Origin of the sequence: Arthrobacter sp. 131MFCol6.1 (genome assembly GCF_000374925.1) — a bacterium.
In the GTDB taxonomy this organism is placed as follows: domain Bacteria; phylum Actinomycetota; class Actinomycetes; order Actinomycetales; family Micrococcaceae; genus Arthrobacter.
Genome location: NZ_KB895542.1, coordinates 270,908 through 288,243 on the forward strand (window position 1 = coordinate 270,908; position 17,336 = coordinate 288,243).

The window sequence follows — 17,336 nt, forward strand, 5'->3', positions numbered from 1 at the left end:
CGGTGACATCCGCGGTGCGCACCTTTGGCCTGAGCCTGCCCGACTACCCGTGGGAGGCAATGGCGCCATATCTCGCAACGGCAGCCCGGCACGCGGAGGGAGCCGTCAACCTTTCCATCGGAACCCCGGTGGACCCCACGCCGGCCCTGATCCAGGAGGCGCTGCGCGCCGCCGCGGACGCCCCCGGCTATCCCACGGTCCACGGGACGCCGGCACTGCGGGAGGCCATCGCCGGCTGGTTTGCGCGCCGGCGCGGCGTCCCCGGGCTCGATCCGCAGCATGTGATGCCGACGGTCGGTTCCAAGGAACTCGTCGCGTGGCTGCCTTTCCTGCTCGGCCTGAAGCCGGGGGACGTCGTCGTCCGCCCCACGGTTGCGTACCCCACCTATGACATCGGGGCCACTTTTGCCGGCGCGGAGCAGGTCGCCGCCGACAACCTCGACGAGCTCGACGCCGGCACCCGGGCCCGTGTGCGCCTGGTCTGGGTCAATTCACCGGCCAACCCCACCGGCAGCGTGCGGGACATCGCGTCGCTGCGGCAGATCGTCCGGCAGGCCCGCGAGCTCGGCGCCGTCGTCGCGTCCGACGAATGCTACGCCGAACTCGGCTGGGGGGAGTGGGACGTCCAGCGCGGAGGCGCCCCGGTCCCCAGCATCCTGGATCCCCAGGTCGCGGAGGGCTCCCACGATGGCCTGCTCGCTGTCTATTCGCTGAGCAAACAGTCCAACGTGGCCGGCTACCGGGCGGCATTCGTCGCCGGCGATCCGGTGATCATGGCGAACCTGGTCAACAGCCGCAAACACGCCGGAATGATTGTTCCGTACCCGGTCCAGGAAGCGATGCGGGTGGCCCTCGGCGACGACGCCCACGTCCAGGCCCAGAAAGACCTGTACCGGGGCCGGCGGGAACGGATCGTGCCCGCGCTGGAGGGTTTCGGCCTGACAATCCATGAATCGAGGGCCGGCCTTTATCTGTGGGCCACCGCCGGCGAGGCGACGTGGGACACCGTGGGCCGGCTCGCGGACCGCGGTATCGTCGTCGGCCCCGGGGTCTTCTACGGCGACGCCGGCAACGGGTTCATCCGGGTGGCGCTGACCGCCAGCGACGAAAGGATCGACGCCGCCGTGTCGCGGCTGGCCCCGGAAGCGTAACAATGCTGTGACGCGTACCACATGTGGCGCGTTTTTGGCGCTTTGCAGGCCCCTCGGATTAGTGCCACCCGCGAAGTGAAGGTACTTTTTAACTGACGATCAATGGTGGCTTTCCACAAGAAGGCAGCGCAGCCTTTGGAAATCCTGTCCGCACAGGATCCGCGGGCAGCTTCACCAGATGTTGGACCAGCTTTCGACAGAGGCCCCGATGCCTCATGAGGAGACTCCATGACTGAAACCACCAGCGCAACCCTGCGCCATGCCGGCGGCGAACTCGAACTCCCGCGCATTAAGGTTGTAGAAGGGAACGAAGGCTACGACGTTTCCAAGCTGCTGAAGCAGACCGGCGCCGTCGCCTTCGACCCCGGTTTCATGAACACCGCGGCCACCACCTCGGCCATCACCTACATCGACGGTGACGCCGGCATCCTGCGCTACCGCGGCTACCCGATCGAACAGCTGGCCCAGCACTCGAGCTTCCTGGAAGTCTCCTACCTGCTGATCTACGGCAACCTGCCGACCCCCACCGAGCTGGAGTCCTTCGACCAGCGGATCCGCCACCACACCCTGCTGCACGAGGAGCTCAAGGGCTTCTTCAGCGGCTTCCCCCGTGACGCCCACCCGATGCCGGTGCTGTCCTCGGCCGTGTCGGCGCTCTCCACGTTCTACCAGGACTCGCTGGATCCGTTCAACGCCGAGCAGGTGGAGGTTTCCACCATCCGGCTCATGGCCAAGATGCCGGTCATCGCCGCCTACGCCCACAAGAAGTCGATCGGGCAGCCCATGCTGTACCCGGACAACTCCATGAACCTGGTGGAGAACTTCCTGCGCCTGAGCTTTGGCCTGCCGGCCGAGCAGTACGAGGTGGACCCGGTTATCGCCAAGGCCTTGGACCTGCTCCTGATCCTGCACGCTGACCACGAGCAGAACTGCTCGACGTCGACCGTCCGCCTGGTCGGCTCTTCGAACGCGAACCTGTTCGCCTCCGTCTCCGCCGGCATCAACGCCCTCTTCGGTCCCGCACACGGCGGTGCCAACGAGGCCGTCCTGAAGATGCTGCGCCAGATCCAGGCCGACGGCGTCAAGCCCGAGGACTACATGGAGAAGGTCAAGAACAAGGAAGACGGCGTCCGACTCATGGGCTTCGGGCACCGCGTCTACAAGAACTACGACCCCCGCGCCAAGATCATCAAGGCCACGGCCCACGAGGTCCTGAGCAAGCTCGGCGGAAACGACGAGCTCCTCGACATCGCCATGCGCCTTGAAGAGAAAGCCCTGGGCGATGACTACTTCATCCAGCGCAAGCTCTACCCCAACGTGGACTTCTACACCGGCCTGATCTACAAGGCCATGGGCTTCCCCGAGAAGATGTTCACCGTGCTGTTCGCAATCGGACGCCTGCCGGGCTGGATCGCCCAGTGGCGCGAGATGATCAGCGACCCCAACACCAAGATCGGCCGCCCGCGCCAGCTCTACGTCGGCGAACCGGAACGCAACTACCCGTCGCTGTAGCCCGCCCGCCGGCCACGGCGCACGCGCGATAGCCAGTACGACGCCGGCCGCGCACCTTTTGCTGAGGTGCGCGGCCGGCGTCGTTCTTAGGGGCTCACCCGCTGTGACCCGCGCCGCCGTGACCTACGCCGCTGTGACCCGCGCCACGTCCCCGGTGGAACCGGTGTGCCCCCGGGGCGGCAGCGGCACGGACGTGCTAAAAAAGACCAGTGCCTAAATTTGTCGACGCCGTAATCCGGCGCCAGGAAATAGTTGACGCAGTCTTCAGGATCATCGCAACGGATGGTCTCGAGCGGGCCTCGCTGCGGGAAGTCGCAGATGAAGCGCAGCTGGCCGTCGGCTCGGTGCGGCACTATTTCGCCAGCAGCGACGAGCTGTTGACCCACGCGTTCGCCGTGGTGGTGGACCGGATCGTCGGCCGCCTCACCGACGCGGACTCGCGGCTGGGCGATACGCCGCCGGGGTCAGAGGAGCAGCATGCGGCCGTCCTGGCGCTGCTGGGTGAGTTTCTTCCGCTGGACGAGGAACGGGCGGTTGATGCCTGCGTCTGGATGGCCTTCAAGAATGCCGCCCGGACAAGGCCGTTCCTGGCCGCGGAGGCCGACCGCAGCCACAGAGCTGTGGCCGCCGTCGTGGGCGGGCTCATCCTGGGCCTGGCCGGGGCTGCTTCTGTCGAGGCTGCGGCTGATGGTAATGACGCAGCCGGCCTCGAGCAGCAGGTGCTCGTCACCGAAGCGGAACTGCTGCTGGCAGTCCTGGACGGTCTGACGATGCACGCCCTCCTGCAGCCCGAATGGATGACGGCCCTGATGTGCCAGGATGTGCTCGAAGCCCACCTGGAGGGCCTGAACCGCCGGCTGGCGGCCGGGCAGCCAGCCGTTAACGCCTCATAACAACAGGAATAGACTGAGATCGTACGTCTTGCCAAGGAGGCAATTGGATGCACCACACCGGCGGACCTGGCTGGCGGATCACGATGGATACTTCTGGTCCCATGCTCATTGCCCTCTACGTTCGTGACGCCGCCGGACTGGACACTGCGGGACACCCGGCGCTCTGCCACGCGGCACCAAAGATCCGCGCCTCGGACCACTCGCACCTGATCGCCGAGGTTGGCGGCCCGGCTGCGCTTAAGACCGAATGGGAGGCCTGGTGGGAACAGCTGCTGAAGGCCCACCCGGAAATGTCTCCCGAGCTCTCCCCGCCGGGCTTCCGGGCGTTCAGCAATTCGCCGGCCCTCCGGCGCGTGCTGCAGGCCCATTTCGGGGCCGCTTTGACGTGGGCCCGGGAACGCCTCGGGGAATACGAGGCCCTCGAAGCGGAGCGCGAAGCCAACGGCAACAACGAGCTGCTGGCCGACATGGTGGAGGACCGCCTGCTTGACGTGGGACGCGCTTCCAAGGATTTCGGCCTGACAATCATCGAGCTCCCGCTGGCGGAGCCGCGGGCCTGGTATCTCGAGCCCGACAAGATCATCATGAGCCGCGAGCTGTTGTCCCAGCCGGAGCTGTTCCGCAGCTACGTGCAGCCGGTGGTCGATCTGCTCGTCTGAGGCCGCCCGGTAGCGGTCAGGTGCCGGTGGCGGCAGGCCCCGGTGGCGGCAGGCCCCGGTGGCGGCAGGCCCCGGTGAAAACGGGCCCCGGCGGCGGCAGGCCGCCCGGCAGCGGTCAGGTGCCGGGCGTGTCTGCGACGGTTACCCTGACCTGGCCGGCTGGGACTTGTGCCGGCTGCCAGCCGTCGCGGGACTGCCGGTTCCAGGCGCGGCCGTCGACCTCCACGCTGGTGATTTCGAGCTCCTTGGCGTTGGCCACGGCCCACTGCCCCACAGCCCAGGCCTGGGTGCCTTCGGCCTCCACGAGCAGGGTCCGGCCGTTGGTGGTCGCCGGGACGTCACCCAGCGCAGCGGTCAGCCCCGCGCTGACGGCGGCAGGATCCCCGGCGGCGTCGGGGGAGCGCAGCGAGCAGTCCAGGCCTGCGGGCGTCTGGCCGCTCAGGGCGGAGGCGAAGGCGCGGGCCATGACCTCATGCTGGGCATAGGCCTCCGGGTAGGCCGAGCGCTGGACGCGCTGGGCGGCAACGGTGATCTCCAGCGACTCGTACCCGGAGACCTCGACGAGCGCATCGTAGAACGCGTTGCTGGCGTGGTACGGGTCCATCACCTGCGCCGTGGTACCCCAGCCCTGGGACGGCCGCTGCTGGAATAATCCGCGGGAGTCGGGACCGGCCTGGTCACCATGGCCGATGTTGCGCAGTTTGGATTCCTGCATCGAGGTGGCCAGCGCAATGCTGGCGGCCCGGGCGGGAAGCCCCCGCCGGACCGCGACGGCGGTGATGAGGGATGCATTGGCCGCCTGGTCGGTGGCGAGGTCATCGCCCCCGCTGCCCGCGGCCGTGCAGCGTTCGGTGATCAACGTCTCCGACCGCTGCAGGAACGCCACCGCGGTGTAGATGGCGCCCGCGACCATCGCAAGGGTCAGCAGAAGGACGATCCGGCGCCGCCAGCTCCCTCGTCGTGCCACGAAAATACTCCCTCAGGCCCCAGCGGGCTGCGTCATCGGCTTTTTCGTCGGAGCGGCTTGGGCCGCCCGCGCGGTCTTGCCGCCCGCCATACCGTACCAGCCGGTGCGGTCAGTTGGCGTGCAGGTCCGCGTTGAGCTCCACGGTCTGGCCCTTGCGGGGGAGTGCCTCGACCGCGCCGGTGGCGGAATTGCGGCGGAAGAGCAGGTTCGGAACCCCGGAAAGCTCCACGGCCTTGACGACCCGGCTGGTGTCTTCACCTTCGGCATCCCGCGGGCTGATGACACGGACGCGTGTGCCGGCGGTGACGTAGAGCCCTGCCTCCACCACGGAGTCATCGCCGAGGCTGATGCCAACGCCGGAGTTGGCGCCGAGGAGGACCCGCTCACCGATGGCGATCTTTTCCTTGCCGCCGCCGGAGAGGGTTCCCATGATCGAGGCCCCGCCGCCGACGTCGGACCCGTCACCGGCGACGACGCCGGCCGAGATCCGGCCCTCAACCATGGAGGTGCCCAGGGTTCCGGCATTGAAGTTCACGAAGCCCTCGTGCATGACGGTGGTTCCCTCGGCCAGGTGCGCACCGAGCCGGACCCGGTCGGCGTCGGCGATCCGGACGCCGGAGGGAACCACGTAATCCACCATGCGCGGGAACTTGTCCACGCCGAACACGGTGACGGTACCGCGCTTGCGCAGGCGCGCCCGGGTCAGCTCGAAGTCCTCCACGGCTGCGGGGCCGAAGTTGGTCCACACCACATTGGGGAGCTTGCCGAAGATGCCGTCAAGGTTGATGGTGTTGGGCTGGACGAGCCGGTGGGAGAGCAGGTGCAGGCGAAGGTAGGCGTCCGCCGTGTCCGCGGGTGCTTCGTCCAGGTTGATCTGGGCAAAGACAACCTTCTGCTCGGTGCCGCGGTCCGGATCGATGCCGGTTGCGGCGATGTCGATCAGCGACTGATCCGCGTTCTCCACGTCGCGCAGGTTCGCCGCGGCGACTCCGAGCGCCGGCGCCGGAAACCATACGTCCAGCACGGTGGCGTCACCGTTGCGGGTGGACACAGTGGCCACCCCGTAGCCGAAGGCGGAGCGGGCGTCGGTGGGCACAGCGGAAGCAGCAGATTCAGTCATGGCCCAAGTCTAACGAGAGGCCCCTCGGGCGCTGAAACTCATGACAACCCGACCGACCCGCAGCGGGGGCCCCTTAGGCGACTGTAAACGGCGCCTGCTGCGAGTCAGTTGGGACGGGGAGGCAAACAGATAAAGTGGGACGGTGACCCCCACGAACCCGCGCACCCCTGCCAGTGCCACCGCCAGCGTCCCCGTCCGTACACCGGTCCATCTGGACCTCCACCAGGACGTTGCCCTGCTCACGGCCGCCCTGATTGACATCAACAGCGTCTCCGGCAACGAGACGGTGCTCGCTGACGCCGTGGAGCATGCCCTCCGCCAGGTGCCGCAGCTGGAGCTGGTGCGCGACGGCGATGCGATCATCGCCCGCACCAACCTCGGCCGCCCCGAGCGCGTCATCCTTGCCGGCCACCTGGACACCGTGCCGCTGCCCACCACCGAGGGCTCGCTCGGGACCGTGCCGGCGTACTGGCCTTCCGGGGCCCCGGGAGAGGGGATCCTCTATGGCCGCGGCGCCACCGACATGAAGGGCGGCGTCGCCGTGCAGCTGGCGCTGGCCGCCACCGTGTTCGACGGCGGGGCGGAGCCAGGCAAGGACGTCACGTTCGTCTTCTACGACCATGAGGAAGTCGAGGCCGTGAAGAGCGGCCTGGGCCGTCTGGTGCGCAACCACGGATCCCTGCTCGGCGGAGACTTCGCGATCCTGCTCGAACCTACCGACGGGACGGTGGAGGGCGGCTGCAACGGCACCAGCCGCTTCGAGGTGACCACCAACGGCGAGGCTGCCCACTCGGCCAGGGCCTGGATGGGCAGCAACGCCATCCACGCCGCGGCCCCGATCCTGGCCCGGCTGGCGGCGTATGAACCGCAGACCGTGACGGTTGACGGCCTGGACTACCGCGAAAGCCTCAACGCCGTGAAGATCCACGGCGGCACGGCCGGAAACGTCATTCCGGACCGGTGCGTCGTGGAAATCAACTACCGCTTCGCGCCGGACAAAACCCCGGACGGGGCCGAGGCCGTCGTGCGCGAACTGCTGGAGGGATTCGACGTCGTGCGCACCGACAGCGCGGCCGGCGCGCGGCCTGGGCTGCACCACCCCGCGGCGGCGTCCTTCATCGCCGCCGTCGGCGCGGCGCCGAAGCCCAAGTACGGCTGGACCGACGTCGCACGCTTCAGTGAACTGGGCATTCCCGCGGTGAACTTTGGACCCGGCGATGCGCTGCTGGCGCACAAGGACAACGAGCACGTCGAGGCGGACGCCATCCGCGAATGCCTGCGGGCCCTGCGGACCTGGCTCAGCGCCTAGCAGCGCCCAGGACACAACGCTCAGGTCGCAACGCCTGGAAATAGTGCACAACGTACAAAGGGTCCGGAACCTCCGAGAGGTTCCGGACCCTTTGTGGGTGGGACGGTTTTACTTTGCGGCCGGAATCCCGGCGACCGGCACGTGCGCCACGCCGCCGGCGGCCCGCTTGGAGCCTCGGCGTTCGAGCCAGATGGCCAGGCGGGAGACTGCCAGGTCGATCGCGATGTAGATGGCCGCGGCCACGAAGAACACCGGGAACAGGTACTGCGGGCCCAGGAAGTCCGCCATGACCTGCACGGCCCGGAGCAGCTCGCCGTAGGCGACGATGTAGCCGAGCGACGTGTCCTTCAACAGCACCACGAGCTGCGCGACCAGCGACGGCAGCATGCGCCGGATGGCCTGCGGCAGCTCGATGGTCAGCCGGGACTGGAAGCTCGTCAGGCCGATCGCCAGGCCGGCCTCACGCTGGCCCTTGGGCAGCGACTGGACGCCGGCGCGGATGATCTCGGCAAAAATCGCCGAGTTGTACAGGACCAGGCCGGCCACGACTGCGACGAACGAGCTGGTGGCAAAGACGAGCAGCACGAACAGCATCATGAGCACAACGGGCATGCCGCGCAGGAATTCCAGCACGACCCGGGTAGGCACCCTGACCCAGGCGTTGTCCGAGATGCGCAGCAGGCACAGGAGCAGGCCCAGTGGGAAGGCAATCACGGCCGCCACCGCCGCGGCGGCGAGCGTGGCGCCGATGCCGGCGGCGATCAGGGCCCAGACCTCGGGCAGCTGGAAGACCGCCCAGCGTTTGGGGTCGAAGATTCCCTGCTGGGCGAGGGTCATGACCGCCAGGACGAGAAGGCCGCCGATCACGATGACGCCGATGATGGAACCGATCAGCGAAACCCGGCGGGCCTTGGGGCCTGGGACGTCGTAGAGAACAGAGCTCATCGCGCGATTGCCACCTTTCGTTCAACGACACTGGCGAGGTAGCCAAGCGGGATGGTTATCAGCAGGTAGAAGAATGCGACGCCGACCAGAACCCACATGACGGCGTCGCCGTTGGCGTTGGCGAGCTGCTTGCCTTGGCCGAAGAGTTCCAGCACGTAGAACGCGCCGGCTACAGAGGAGTTCTTGACCAGGGCGATCAGGATGTTGATCAACGGCGGGATCACCGTGCGCAGGGCCTGCGGCAGGATGATCAGGGAGAGCACCTGGCTGAACTTCATGCCGATGCTGCGGGCGGCCTCCGCCTGGCCCACCGGGACACTGTTGACGCCGGAGCGCACGGCCTCGGCGATGAAGGCCGCGGTGTAGGCGCTCAGGGCGATGATGGCGGCGACCTCAAACTGCTGGAACGTGACGCCGAGGCGGGGCAGAACCACCGCCGCGAAGAAGAATGCGATGGTCAGCGGGGTATTCCGGACGATCTCGACGTACACCATGCTGAAGCCGCGCAGCGCGGCAACGGGCGAGACGCGGGCGGCCGCCAGAACGGTACCGAAAATCAAGGCGATAATCCCCGAGACCAGGGACAGGAAGAGGGTTCGGAGAAAACCGTCCCAATACTGGGGGAGGTTTTCAATGATGACGTCCATAAGTTCCTTCAGCTGCGTTGAGGGGATTCCAGGCGAAAGACGGGAGTGGCGGCCGCCGGGCTGCGATGAAATCGCTGGCCCGGCAACCGCCACAGCCGGCTAGTAGCGGTCGATCGTGGGAAGCGCGGGCGCGGTCTTGATGACGGTCCCGGCGGTGTCCTCCCAGGCCTTCTTGTAGGACCCGTCCTTGTCGAAGGCCTCCAGCTGGTCATTGATCCACATGCGGAAGGCGGTGTCGTCCTTCTTCAGGCCAATGCCGTAGGGCTCCTTGGTGAAGGTCTGGTCCGATGCCAGCTTGAAGGCGTCCGGCTCCTTGGCCACGAAACCGGCAAGGATGACGTTGTCGGTGGTGATCGCTTCGACCTGCTTGTTCCGCAGCGGCTCAAGGCAGGCGGAGTAGGTCGCCGCCGGAACCAGCACTGCGCCGTACTTCTCCACGATCGTGGAGGCCGGCGTGGAACCGGTCACGGAGCAGACGTTCTTGCCCTTGACGTCCTCGGGCTTGGTGATGGAGTTGTTGTCCTTGTTCACCATGAGGGCCTGTCCGGCCTCGTAGTACGGGCCGGCGAAGTCGACTTCGGCCTTGCGCTTGTCGTTGATGGTGTAGGTGGCAACGATCATGTCCACCTTGCCCTGCTTGATGAACTGCTCGCGGTTGGCGGAGACAGTTTCAACCCACTCGATCTTGTCGGCCGGGATGCCCAGCTTGGCGGCAATGAGCTTGCCCATTTCGACGTCGAAGCCGACCGGCTTGCCGTCGAGGCCCTTCTGGCCGAAGAGAGGCTGGTCGAACTTGGTGCCGATGGTGATCTTGCCTGCGGAAGAAAGCTTGGCCATGGTGGAATCGGCGGCAAAGCTCGGCTTCTCGGCTACGGGCGGGTTGGTGGTAGTGGAGGAGCTGCCGCCACAGGCACTCAGGCTGAGCGCCAGTGCTGCGGATGCGGCAACCAGAAGGGATTTCCTTCGGGTCAAAAATGCCTTCATGACATTCCTTTCATTGGGCCGCCGTCAGGCGGCCAGGGTGCGAACTCGTAGTCGGTCAGTGTGTCAGCAGCTTGGACAGGAAATCCTTGGCCCGGCTGCTCTTGGGATTGGTGAAGAACTCTTCGGGGGTCGCGTCCTCGACGATCTGGCCGTCGGCCATGAACACGACGCGGTCGGCGGCCTTGCGGGCGAAGCCCATCTCGTGGGTGACCACGATCATGGTCATGCCCTCCTTGGCGAGCTGGACCATGACGTCCAGGACCTCGTTGATCATTTCCGGGTCGAGGGCCGAGGTGGGCTCATCGAAGAGCATCACCTTGGGCTTCATGGCCAGGGCGCGGGCAATGGCAACGCGCTGCTGCTGGCCGCCGGAGAGCTGGGCCGGAAGTTTGGGGGCCTGATGCCCGACGCCGACGCGCTCGAGCAGCGCCATGGCGTCCTTGTCGGCCTCGCCCTTGGCGACGCCCTTGACCTTGATCGGGCCGAGGGTGACGTTTTCCAGGATGGTCTTGTGGGCGAAGAGGTTGAAGGACTGGAAGACCATACCGACGTCGGCGCGCAGCTTCGCCAGTTCCTTGCCCTCGGCGGGCAGTTCCTTGCCATCGATCTTGATATCGCCGTCGTCGATGGTCTCGAGACGGTTGATGGCGCGGCAGAGCGTGGACTTGCCGGAACCCGAAGGGCCGATGACAACAACAACCTCACCCTTGCGGACGTTCAGGTTGATGTCCTTCAGGACGTGCAACTGGCCGTAATGCTTGTTCACGGCCTTCAGGGAGACGAGAGCATCGCCGGGCACTTGAGTAGTCATAGAAAGAATCTAGCGAAGATTGACGGAATATGACCGCAATCACTCTGTTTAGGGCAGATCGTGATTCAAGAGATACCTGCACGTCAGCGTCCCTTACGGGCCAGCCGCAGGACTCCGGCAGGGGTCCCGCGGCGGTCCCGGGCCTCCTCTGGCCGCCGCTCCCGCGCCGACGCGCCGACGCGGCGGCGACGGAGTTCCGCGCTAGCCTATGGGCATGAGTAGCGATCCGCAGCACGGCCCCAAGCAGAACCCCGAGCAGAACCCGGAACAGAATCCCGCCGGAAAGCCGGCCCGCGAGACCCGCAGCACACCGGCGCCCAACGGGATCCGCCACAAGGGCCCGCTTGAGCTGCGCCGCAAGGCCGCCAAGGTCACGATGTCCGACCAGACCCTGCTCGACACAAAAGGGCCGGGCCAGTTCGTCCACACCGACCCCTGGCGCGTGCTGCGGATCCAGAGCGAGTTCGTGGAAGGCTTCGGCGCGCTGGCCGATCTCGGTCCTGCAGTCAGCGTCTTCGGCTCCGCCCGCACCGTGCCGGGCAGCGCGAACTACGAGCTCGGCGTCGAGGTCGGACGCCGGCTGGCCGAAGCCGGACTGGCCGTGATCACCGGCGGCGGCCCCGGCTCGATGGAGGCCGCCAACATGGGCGCCGTGCAGGGAAACGGGGTCTCCGTGGGGCTCGGAATCGAACTGCCTTTCGAACAGGGCATGAACCAGTGGGTGGACCTGGGCATCAACTTCCGGTACTTCTTCGCCCGCAAGACCATGTTCGTCAAGTACGCCCAAGGCTTCATCGTGCTCCCCGGCGGCCTCGGCACCCTGGATGAGCTCTTCGAAGCCATGGTCCTGGTCCAAACCCGCAAGGTCACCTCCTTCCCGATCGTGCTGGTGGGAACCGCTTTCTGGAGCCCCATGCTCGAGTGGGTCCGGGACACCCTCGTCGCGGAGGGAATGGTTTCGGCCGAAGACCTGGACCTCGTGCAGGTGGTGGACGACCCCGCGCGGGCCGTCGAGCTGGTCGTGGAAGGCGCCGCCCGCCACCGGAACCCGAACGGCAGCTCCACCAACGGGACCGGCACCGCGAACATCAAGGGACCGCGGGGCTGATTCGTCCGCCTGAGCGCTCCGGCGTCCGCCTTCTGGCACGATGGTCTAGTGAGTCTCTTTCTGGTTTTCCTGGCGATTGTGCTGATCGGCGTCGCCGTCCTCCTGGGCACCGGCCTGGCGCCCAAAATCTTCCGGCGCCGCCGGGACGGCGGTGCGGGCGGTTCCTTTGACGACGGCTTCGACGAGCCGGTCGCAGCCCTGCCGCCGGTCCTGCTGCCCGAGCGCGCGGCCCCGGCGGACATTGACCGTCTGCGCTTCGCCGTCGGACTCCGCGGCTACCGGATGGACCAGGTGGATCAGGTCCTGGATGACCTGCGGGAGCAGATCACCGCCAAGGACCAGAAGATCGAGGCACTCGGGGAGGAACTGGAGCGCCTCCGCCCGCCGACTGAACAGCGGCCGTGAGCCGCGTGGAAGACCCGGAGACCGTTGCGGCGCCTGTTGCCCCGGAACCACAGGGGTTGAACGCGGCGCTGTGGAGCCGCATCGCCGCCGCGGGCGCCGGGGTGGCGCGGTGGCCCTGGTGGGCGCAGGTGGCCGTCCTGTACATCGCCGCCCGGCTGGTCAGCGCCTGCATCTTCATGGCCGCCGCCCTGCACCAGGGCGTGAATCCGTGGTTTCCCGCCAAGCCCGACTATTGGAACTTCATCAACATCTGGGACGCCCGCTGGTACGCCCAAGCGCTGCAGGCGGGGTATCCGGCGCTTCTGCCGACCGACGACGCCGGCACTGTCCAGGAGAACACGTGGGCCTTCTACCCGCTGTTTCCCGTGCTCGGCCGGGTGGTGTCCGGGCTGACAGGCACGGGTCCGGCCTGGTCCCTGACGGCCATCGCCGTTCTCTCCGGAGTGGGTGCCGCCCTCGTGGCGTACAGGATCTTCCGGCACCGGGCCACGCACCGCACGGCGCTCTGGGGGACCGTGTTCCTGGCGGCTTTCCCGGTGGCGCCGGTGCTGCAGGTGCCCTACGCCGAATCCCTCAACCTGCTGCTCCTCGGCGCCGCGCTGCTGCTCGTCATGGAGCGCCGGTACCTGTGGGCCATGCCCGTCGTGGTCCTGATGTGCCTTTCCCGGCCCACCGGGGTTCCGTTTGCCGCGATGATGGGCCTGTTGCTGCTCTACCGTTTCTGGCAGCGCCTCACCGCGCAGCCCTCCACAACACCGCCCCCCACAACGCAGAGTCCCGCGACACAGGGCGTCACAGTGCAGCGCGGGGACGGCGTCGACGACGTTCCCGGCAACGCGGAGCTGTGGTCCCTGGGCGGGCTCACCGCCGTCAGCGGCATTGGTGCGCTGCTGTGGCCGGCCATCGCCTGGGCCGCGACCGGCGATCTGGGCGCCTATACCAAGACCGAAACCGCATGGCGCGGCGATGACCTGGTGCCATTCAAGCCATGGTTCGACGCCGGCATCATGCTCTTCGGACCGACGCTTGGCGTGCTGGCTCCCTTCGTGTTCGTTGCCGCGTTCACGCTGTTGATGATGTCCCGGCCGGTCGTCGCCCTGGGCACTGAGCTGAGGCTCTGGTGCTGCTGCTACATGGGGTACCTGCTGGTCTTCCTGCACCCCCAGACCAGCACGTTCAGGATGCTGCTGCCGCTGTTCCCGCTAGCCCTCAGCGCTGCCCTTCTCTCACGTTCCCGCGCCTACCGCGGCACCGTGGTGGTCATGTTCGTGCTGCTGCAGATCGTCTGGATTGTGTGGCTGTGGGCGTGGGCGCAGCTGCCGGGCGGAGGGGACTACCCGCCGTGACGCACAGCACCTTTTCGCGGCGCCGGCCCGGCCTGGCGGGACGCGCTGGAAAGTCCAACGATTAGCTACGGGCGCATTGTTACGCGATAATAGAGGATAAGCAAGGACAAGAAGCACACAGTTTGTAAGCGCATTATTTGTGGGTTTGCCTGTCACGGCCGCCTTCTGGAGCGTCGCCGGGCGGGATGATTGGCCAAGCGGACGCAGCCCGGCCGGGCTGGTAAGTCAGGGACTAATAAAGGGGATATTCCTTATGGCGGCAATGAAACCACGCACCGGCGACGGCCCTATGGAAGTGACGAAAGAGGGACGCAGCCTGATCATGCGTGTTCCGCTCGAAGGCGGGGGGCGGCTTGTAGTCGAACTCAATGCCGCTGAGGCGACGAACCTCAAGGAATGCCTCGTCGGCGTCACCGAATAGCGTCACGCCAAGAGCTTCGCAACAGGGCGGGGTCCCGGCCACCAGGCTGCGGACCCCGCCCTTTGCTGTCTGCGCCCGACCCCCGCGCGGGCTGTTACTTCTGGGCTACCAGCTCGTGGCGTTACTTCTTCACGGCGATCAGCAGGCCGTCGCCGGTGGGCAGCATGGCGGACGCGAGGCGGTCGTCGTCGCGGATGGACTTGCCGATCTGGCGCAGCACCACGGTGGTGGCTTCCCGGGCGGCCGGGTTCGCGACCCGGTCCTTGTCCAGGGCATCGTTGACGATCAGCAGCCCGCCGGATTTGAGCAGCCGCACAGCTTGTTCCACGTAGCTGGGGTAGTTCGGCTTGTCCGCGTCAATGAACACGAGGTCATAGGCGCCGTCCGTCAGCCGGGGCAGGACATCCCCGGCCCGGCCCGAAATGGTGCGGGTGCGGTTGGCGGGGCTGCCGGCCTCCTGGAACGCTTCGCGCGCGGCCTTGAGGTGTTCGACGTCGACGTCGATGGTGGTCAGGACAGCCTGCGGGCCGAGCCCGCGCAGGATGCACACGCCGGACACGCCCGCACCGGTGCCGATCTCCACGGCGGTCTGTGCCTTGGACGCCGCCGCCAGCACCGTCAGCACGGCGCCCACGCCGGGACCGATCGGGGTCACGCCAAGCTCGAAGGACCGTTCGCGCGCGTGCAACAGGACCTCATCCTCGGCAGGCAGATCTTCTGCGTAGGACCAGCTCGTGGACTTATCGGCGCTCATGGGATATCGCTTTCTGGGCGGCAGGGGAGTGTTCCCTACAGCGTACTGTGTCCGGCGCGACGGGACGCGGAGGCGGCAGCACCGTGGCCCCGTCCGGAGGACGCCGTTCTGCCTTCGGCGGAAGACCGCGGTGGATCAGGAAATTCCCAGCTTATTTTGAAATGATGGGTATCCGCTCATCCGCGTGGTGATCGGCGTCGAATGAAGGGTGCAGGAACCTGTGCAAGCAGGCACAATTCAGGCGTAGGTACCATCCACGAGGGGAGTGGACGATGTCGATTCTGGCACCTGTCCCGGCAGCTGAGGCAACAGATTCAACCGGCCAGTCCCGGACCGCGGCGGAAGCCGAATGGGTCCGGCCGACCTGGGAGGAAGTGGTGACCAACCACTCCGCCAAGGTCTACCGCCTTGCGTACCGGCTGACCGGAAACAAGTACGACGCCGAGGACCTCACCCAGGAGGTGTTCGTCCGGGTGTTCCGTTCGCTTGAGAACTTCAAGCCCGGCACGCTGGACGGCTGGCTGCACCGGATCACCACCAACCTGTTCCTGGACCAGGCGCGGCGCAAGAGCAGGATCCGCTTTGACGCCCTGGCCGACGACGCCGAGTCGCGGCTGCCGGGCCGGGAGCCCGGGCCGGAGCAAAGCTTCGAATTCAACAACCTCGACGTCGATGTCCAGGCAGCGCTCGAGGAACTTCCGCCCGACTTCCGCGCCGCCGTCGTGCTGTGCGACCTCGAAGGGCTCTCCTACGACGAAGTCGCCGCCGCGCTGGACATCAAGCTCGGGACCGTCCGGTCCCGGATTCACCGCGGCCGGACAATGCTCCGTGAAAAGCTCGCGCACCGCGACCCCCGCCCGGCACAGCCGGCCAAGCAGTCCCTCAAGCCGCGGCTCAAGATGCCGCGCATCGCCGGCCTCCTCTGAACCGGTCAATGGGTCTGCTGAGACGTTTACTGGGAGCACCAGGCTGCAAGTTCTGGGGCAGGCCCGGCGCTACCCGGAAATGGGCCGCCGGACGCCACGACCATGTGGAATCGTGCGCCGAATGCCGTGCCCGGCTACAGCGCGAGCGGCAGTACCTTGAGAAGCTCCGTGGCGCCGCCGTGCCCGAGGCCAGTGAGGACCTGACCGCACGGCTCCTGGCGCGGACCGGGCAGTTGGCCGCGGAACGGGCCACGGCGGAACGCGCCGAAGCGGCGGACACAGCGGAACTATTGGACACGGCGGAACTATTGGACACAGCGGAACGGCCGGACGCGCCACACGCCGTCGGGGGCGGTCATCATCCGTGGCCGTCGGGCCGGTTCCCGGCAGGACACCCCGTGCCGGATCGGGCAGGGACCGCCGGGGCGGCCGCCGGTGGCGCGGCCGCTGCCGCAGTTCCACACGGCGCCCGCGGCCGCGGCCCGCGCCTGCCGGTGCTGGCCGTCGGCGGAGCCGTGGCCGCCTTGGCCCTCATGACCGGCACCGCCTACGTCATGGGAGGCGACGACGCGGTGCCCGCCGACGGCGCACAGGCTGCCGCCCTCGCCCAGCCGGATGCCGCCGGGCTGCCCGCCGGCGGTGAACCGCTCGGTGCAAGGGAGCTGTTCGACGCCAGCGGAACCGGCATCCCCGGCATCTTCGGTGGCCCCGGCGCTGAGGGAACCGGGCCCCGTGTGGCGTTCGGCCCCGGCGGTGAGCCCGACTTCACCCCCGCCGGGACGCTGGACACCGGTCAGCTTGCCGCGTTCCGCTCGCAGGGATGGACATGTCCGGAGCTGCGCGAGCTCGGATTCCACCTCATCTGGGCCCGGGCCGGCGTCGTCTCCGGGGACGAGGTCCTGGAACTTCGCCTCACGGATGGCCGGCACTTCGCCACGGTCCTCGAGCAGCACGCCTCGACGCGGGCCCCCGCCGCGCCCCCCGCACCCGCCCGGGACGACGTTTCGCCCATCAACGTGCTGACCGGACACGCCGCCGTGGCTGACGGCTTCATCCCGGCCAGGGCCGGTACGCCGTCGGCCGTCTCCGAACCGGGAAATGGCGTTCTCTGGGTCAATGCCGCGCCGCCGTACCGGGCCATTTACCAGACTTCGGCGGCAACCTACACGTACATTTCGGATCTGCCCGCCGATCAGGCCGACGACGGCGTCGCCGCCCTGACCCGGGTCAGCAGCGGCACTCCCGTGCCGGCCTCGCGCAACGGATTTCCGGAACGGATCGAGCGCGGACTGAGCCGAATCCTGGAGCACCTGGCACCGTGAGGCAGGGACGGGCCGGACATGGCCGGCATTCGGACTTCGCGGAATCGTCGCTAGCC

The 17,336-nt window shown here is 67.4% G+C and carries 18 protein-coding genes; 11 read left to right on the forward strand and 7 right to left on the reverse strand.

Annotation, left to right across the window (positions count from 1 at the left end; genetic code table 11):
* The first annotated feature begins 2 nt into the window (after positions 1-2).
* The 4 genes from dapC to C566_RS0108000 all read left to right on the forward strand — a co-directional run bounded on the left by dapC (position 3) and on the right by C566_RS0108000 (position 4,215).
* The gene (gene dapC / locus C566_RS0107985; protein ID WP_018773806.1) at positions 3-1,151 is read left to right on the forward strand and encodes a succinyldiaminopimelate transaminase; all 1,149 of its coding nucleotides are present in this window, start codon (positions 3-5) and stop codon (positions 1,149-1,151) included.
* A 228-nt stretch (positions 1,152-1,379) separates the two neighbouring features.
* Entirely contained in the window at positions 1,380-2,663 is a 1,284-nt protein-coding gene (locus tag C566_RS0107990; protein WP_018773807.1) for a citrate synthase, read from the forward strand.
* A gap of 209 nt (positions 2,664-2,872) precedes the next feature.
* Positions 2,873-3,556, forward strand: coding sequence for a TetR/AcrR family transcriptional regulator (locus C566_RS0107995; RefSeq protein WP_018773808.1), 684 nt, complete (start codon positions 2,873-2,875; stop codon positions 3,554-3,556).
* Between the two features lie 47 nt (positions 3,557-3,603).
* Positions 3,604-4,215 carry a hypothetical protein gene (locus C566_RS0108000; RefSeq protein ID WP_026266494.1) on the forward strand — a complete coding sequence of 204 codons (612 nt, stop codon included), beginning with the start codon at positions 3,604-3,606 and terminating at the stop codon, positions 4,213-4,215.
* A 115-nt stretch (positions 4,216-4,330) separates the two neighbouring features.
* Here the strand turns inward: C566_RS0108000 and C566_RS0108005 are convergent, their stop codons facing one another.
* Positions 4,331-5,182, reverse strand: a complete 852-nt coding sequence (locus C566_RS0108005) for a hypothetical protein (protein ID WP_026266495.1) — start codon at positions 5,180-5,182, stop codon at positions 4,331-4,333.
* Between the two features lie 109 nt (positions 5,183-5,291).
* Positions 5,292-6,302 carry a 2,3,4,5-tetrahydropyridine-2,6-dicarboxylate N-succinyltransferase gene (gene dapD, locus C566_RS0108010; protein ID WP_026266496.1) on the reverse strand — a complete coding sequence of 337 codons (1,011 nt, stop codon included), beginning with the start codon at positions 6,300-6,302 and terminating at the stop codon, positions 5,292-5,294.
* A 211-nt stretch (positions 6,303-6,513) separates the two neighbouring features.
* On the opposite strand from dapD, the gene dapE reads away from it, so the two are divergent.
* Complete coding sequence (dapE, locus tag C566_RS0108015) at positions 6,514-7,611, forward strand: succinyl-diaminopimelate desuccinylase (RefSeq protein ID WP_026266497.1); 1,098 nt, start codon at positions 6,514-6,516, stop codon at positions 7,609-7,611.
* A 108-nt stretch (positions 7,612-7,719) separates the two neighbouring features.
* On the opposite strand, the gene C566_RS0108020 is transcribed toward dapE, so the two are convergent.
* The 4 genes from C566_RS0108020 to C566_RS0108035 form a co-directional block, all read right to left on the reverse strand.
* Complete coding sequence (locus tag C566_RS0108020) at positions 7,720-8,556, reverse strand: amino acid ABC transporter permease (RefSeq protein ID WP_018773813.1); 837 nt, start codon at positions 8,554-8,556, stop codon at positions 7,720-7,722.
* Positions 8,553-9,203: an amino acid ABC transporter permease gene (locus C566_RS0108025; RefSeq protein WP_018773814.1), complete on the reverse strand. Its 651-nt coding sequence runs from the start codon at positions 9,201-9,203 to the stop codon at positions 8,553-8,555. Before C566_RS0108025 ends, C566_RS0108020 begins: the two co-directional genes overlap by 4 nt.
* Positions 9,204-9,302: 99 nt before the next feature.
* A complete protein-coding gene (locus C566_RS0108030; RefSeq protein WP_018773815.1) occupies positions 9,303-10,187 on the reverse strand; it encodes a glutamate ABC transporter substrate-binding protein in 885 nt (294 codons plus the stop codon).
* 55 nt (positions 10,188-10,242) lie between these two features.
* Positions 10,243-10,998 (reverse strand): amino acid ABC transporter ATP-binding protein, encoded by a 756-nt coding sequence (locus tag C566_RS0108035; protein ID WP_026266498.1) that lies wholly within the window; start codon positions 10,996-10,998, stop codon positions 10,243-10,245.
* A gap of 214 nt (positions 10,999-11,212) precedes the next feature.
* Between C566_RS0108035 and C566_RS21060 the strand changes: the two genes are divergently transcribed.
* The 4 genes from C566_RS21060 (at position 11,213) to C566_RS22320 (ending at position 14,278) form a co-directional block, all read left to right on the forward strand.
* A complete protein-coding gene (locus tag C566_RS21060; RefSeq protein WP_155846802.1) occupies positions 11,213-12,106 on the forward strand; it encodes a TIGR00730 family Rossman fold protein in 894 nt (297 codons plus the stop codon).
* Between the two features lie 48 nt (positions 12,107-12,154).
* A complete protein-coding gene (locus C566_RS0108045) occupies positions 12,155-12,511 on the forward strand; it encodes a DivIVA domain-containing protein (RefSeq protein WP_018773818.1) in 357 nt (118 codons plus the stop codon).
* A 56-nt stretch (positions 12,512-12,567) separates the two neighbouring features.
* A complete protein-coding gene (locus C566_RS0108050; RefSeq protein ID WP_043466458.1) occupies positions 12,568-13,857 on the forward strand; it encodes a glycosyltransferase family 39 protein in 1,290 nt (429 codons plus the stop codon).
* A 253-nt stretch (positions 13,858-14,110) separates the two neighbouring features.
* Entirely contained in the window at positions 14,111-14,278 is a 168-nt protein-coding gene (locus C566_RS22320) for a DUF3117 domain-containing protein (RefSeq protein WP_079550332.1), read from the forward strand.
* 121 nt (positions 14,279-14,399) lie between these two features.
* Here C566_RS22320 and C566_RS0108060 read toward each other — a convergent pair whose 3' ends face one another.
* Positions 14,400-15,032 (reverse strand): O-methyltransferase, encoded by a 633-nt coding sequence (locus tag C566_RS0108060; RefSeq protein ID WP_018773821.1) that lies wholly within the window; start codon positions 15,030-15,032, stop codon positions 14,400-14,402.
* A gap of 272 nt (positions 15,033-15,304) precedes the next feature.
* Between C566_RS0108060 and sigE the strand changes: the two genes are divergently transcribed.
* Both sigE and C566_RS22905 read left to right on the forward strand, forming a co-directional pair.
* Positions 15,305-15,958: an RNA polymerase sigma factor SigE gene (gene sigE / locus C566_RS0108065; protein ID WP_018773822.1), complete on the forward strand. Its 654-nt coding sequence runs from the start codon at positions 15,305-15,307 to the stop codon at positions 15,956-15,958.
* A gap of 104 nt (positions 15,959-16,062) precedes the next feature.
* A complete protein-coding gene (locus C566_RS22905) occupies positions 16,063-17,280 on the forward strand; it encodes a hypothetical protein (protein ID WP_026266500.1) in 1,218 nt (405 codons plus the stop codon).
* Positions 17,281-17,336 lie beyond the last annotated feature (56 nt).

Coding starts and splice junctions, on each gene's coding strand:
- C566_RS0107990 (WP_018773807.1), top strand. CDS start 1,380: ATGACTGAAACCACCAGCGCAACCCTGCGCCATGCCGGCGGCGAACTC.
- C566_RS0108000 (WP_026266494.1), top strand. CDS start 3,604: ATGCACCACACCGGCGGACCTGGCTGGCGGATCACGATGGATACTTCT.
- dapD (WP_026266496.1), bottom strand. CDS start 6,302: ATGACTGAATCTGCTGCTTCCGCTGTGCCCACCGACGCCCGCTCCGCC.
- C566_RS0108020 (WP_018773813.1), bottom strand. CDS start 8,556: ATGAGCTCTGTTCTCTACGACGTCCCAGGCCCCAAGGCCCGCCGGGTT.
- C566_RS0108025 (WP_018773814.1), bottom strand. CDS start 9,203: ATGGACGTCATCATTGAAAACCTCCCCCAGTATTGGGACGGTTTTCTC.
- C566_RS0108030 (WP_018773815.1), bottom strand. CDS start 10,187: ATGAAGGCATTTTTGACCCGAAGGAAATCCCTTCTGGTTGCCGCATCC.
- C566_RS0108035 (WP_026266498.1), bottom strand. CDS start 10,998: ATGACTACTCAAGTGCCCGGCGATGCTCTCGTCTCCCTGAAGGCCGTG.
- C566_RS21060 (WP_155846802.1), top strand. CDS start 11,213: ATGAGTAGCGATCCGCAGCACGGCCCCAAGCAGAACCCCGAGCAGAAC.
- C566_RS22320 (WP_079550332.1), top strand. CDS start 14,111: ATGGCGGCAATGAAACCACGCACCGGCGACGGCCCTATGGAAGTGACG.
- C566_RS0108060 (WP_018773821.1), bottom strand. CDS start 15,032: ATGAGCGCCGATAAGTCCACGAGCTGGTCCTACGCAGAAGATCTGCCT.
- sigE (WP_018773822.1), top strand. CDS start 15,305: ATGTCGATTCTGGCACCTGTCCCGGCAGCTGAGGCAACAGATTCAACC.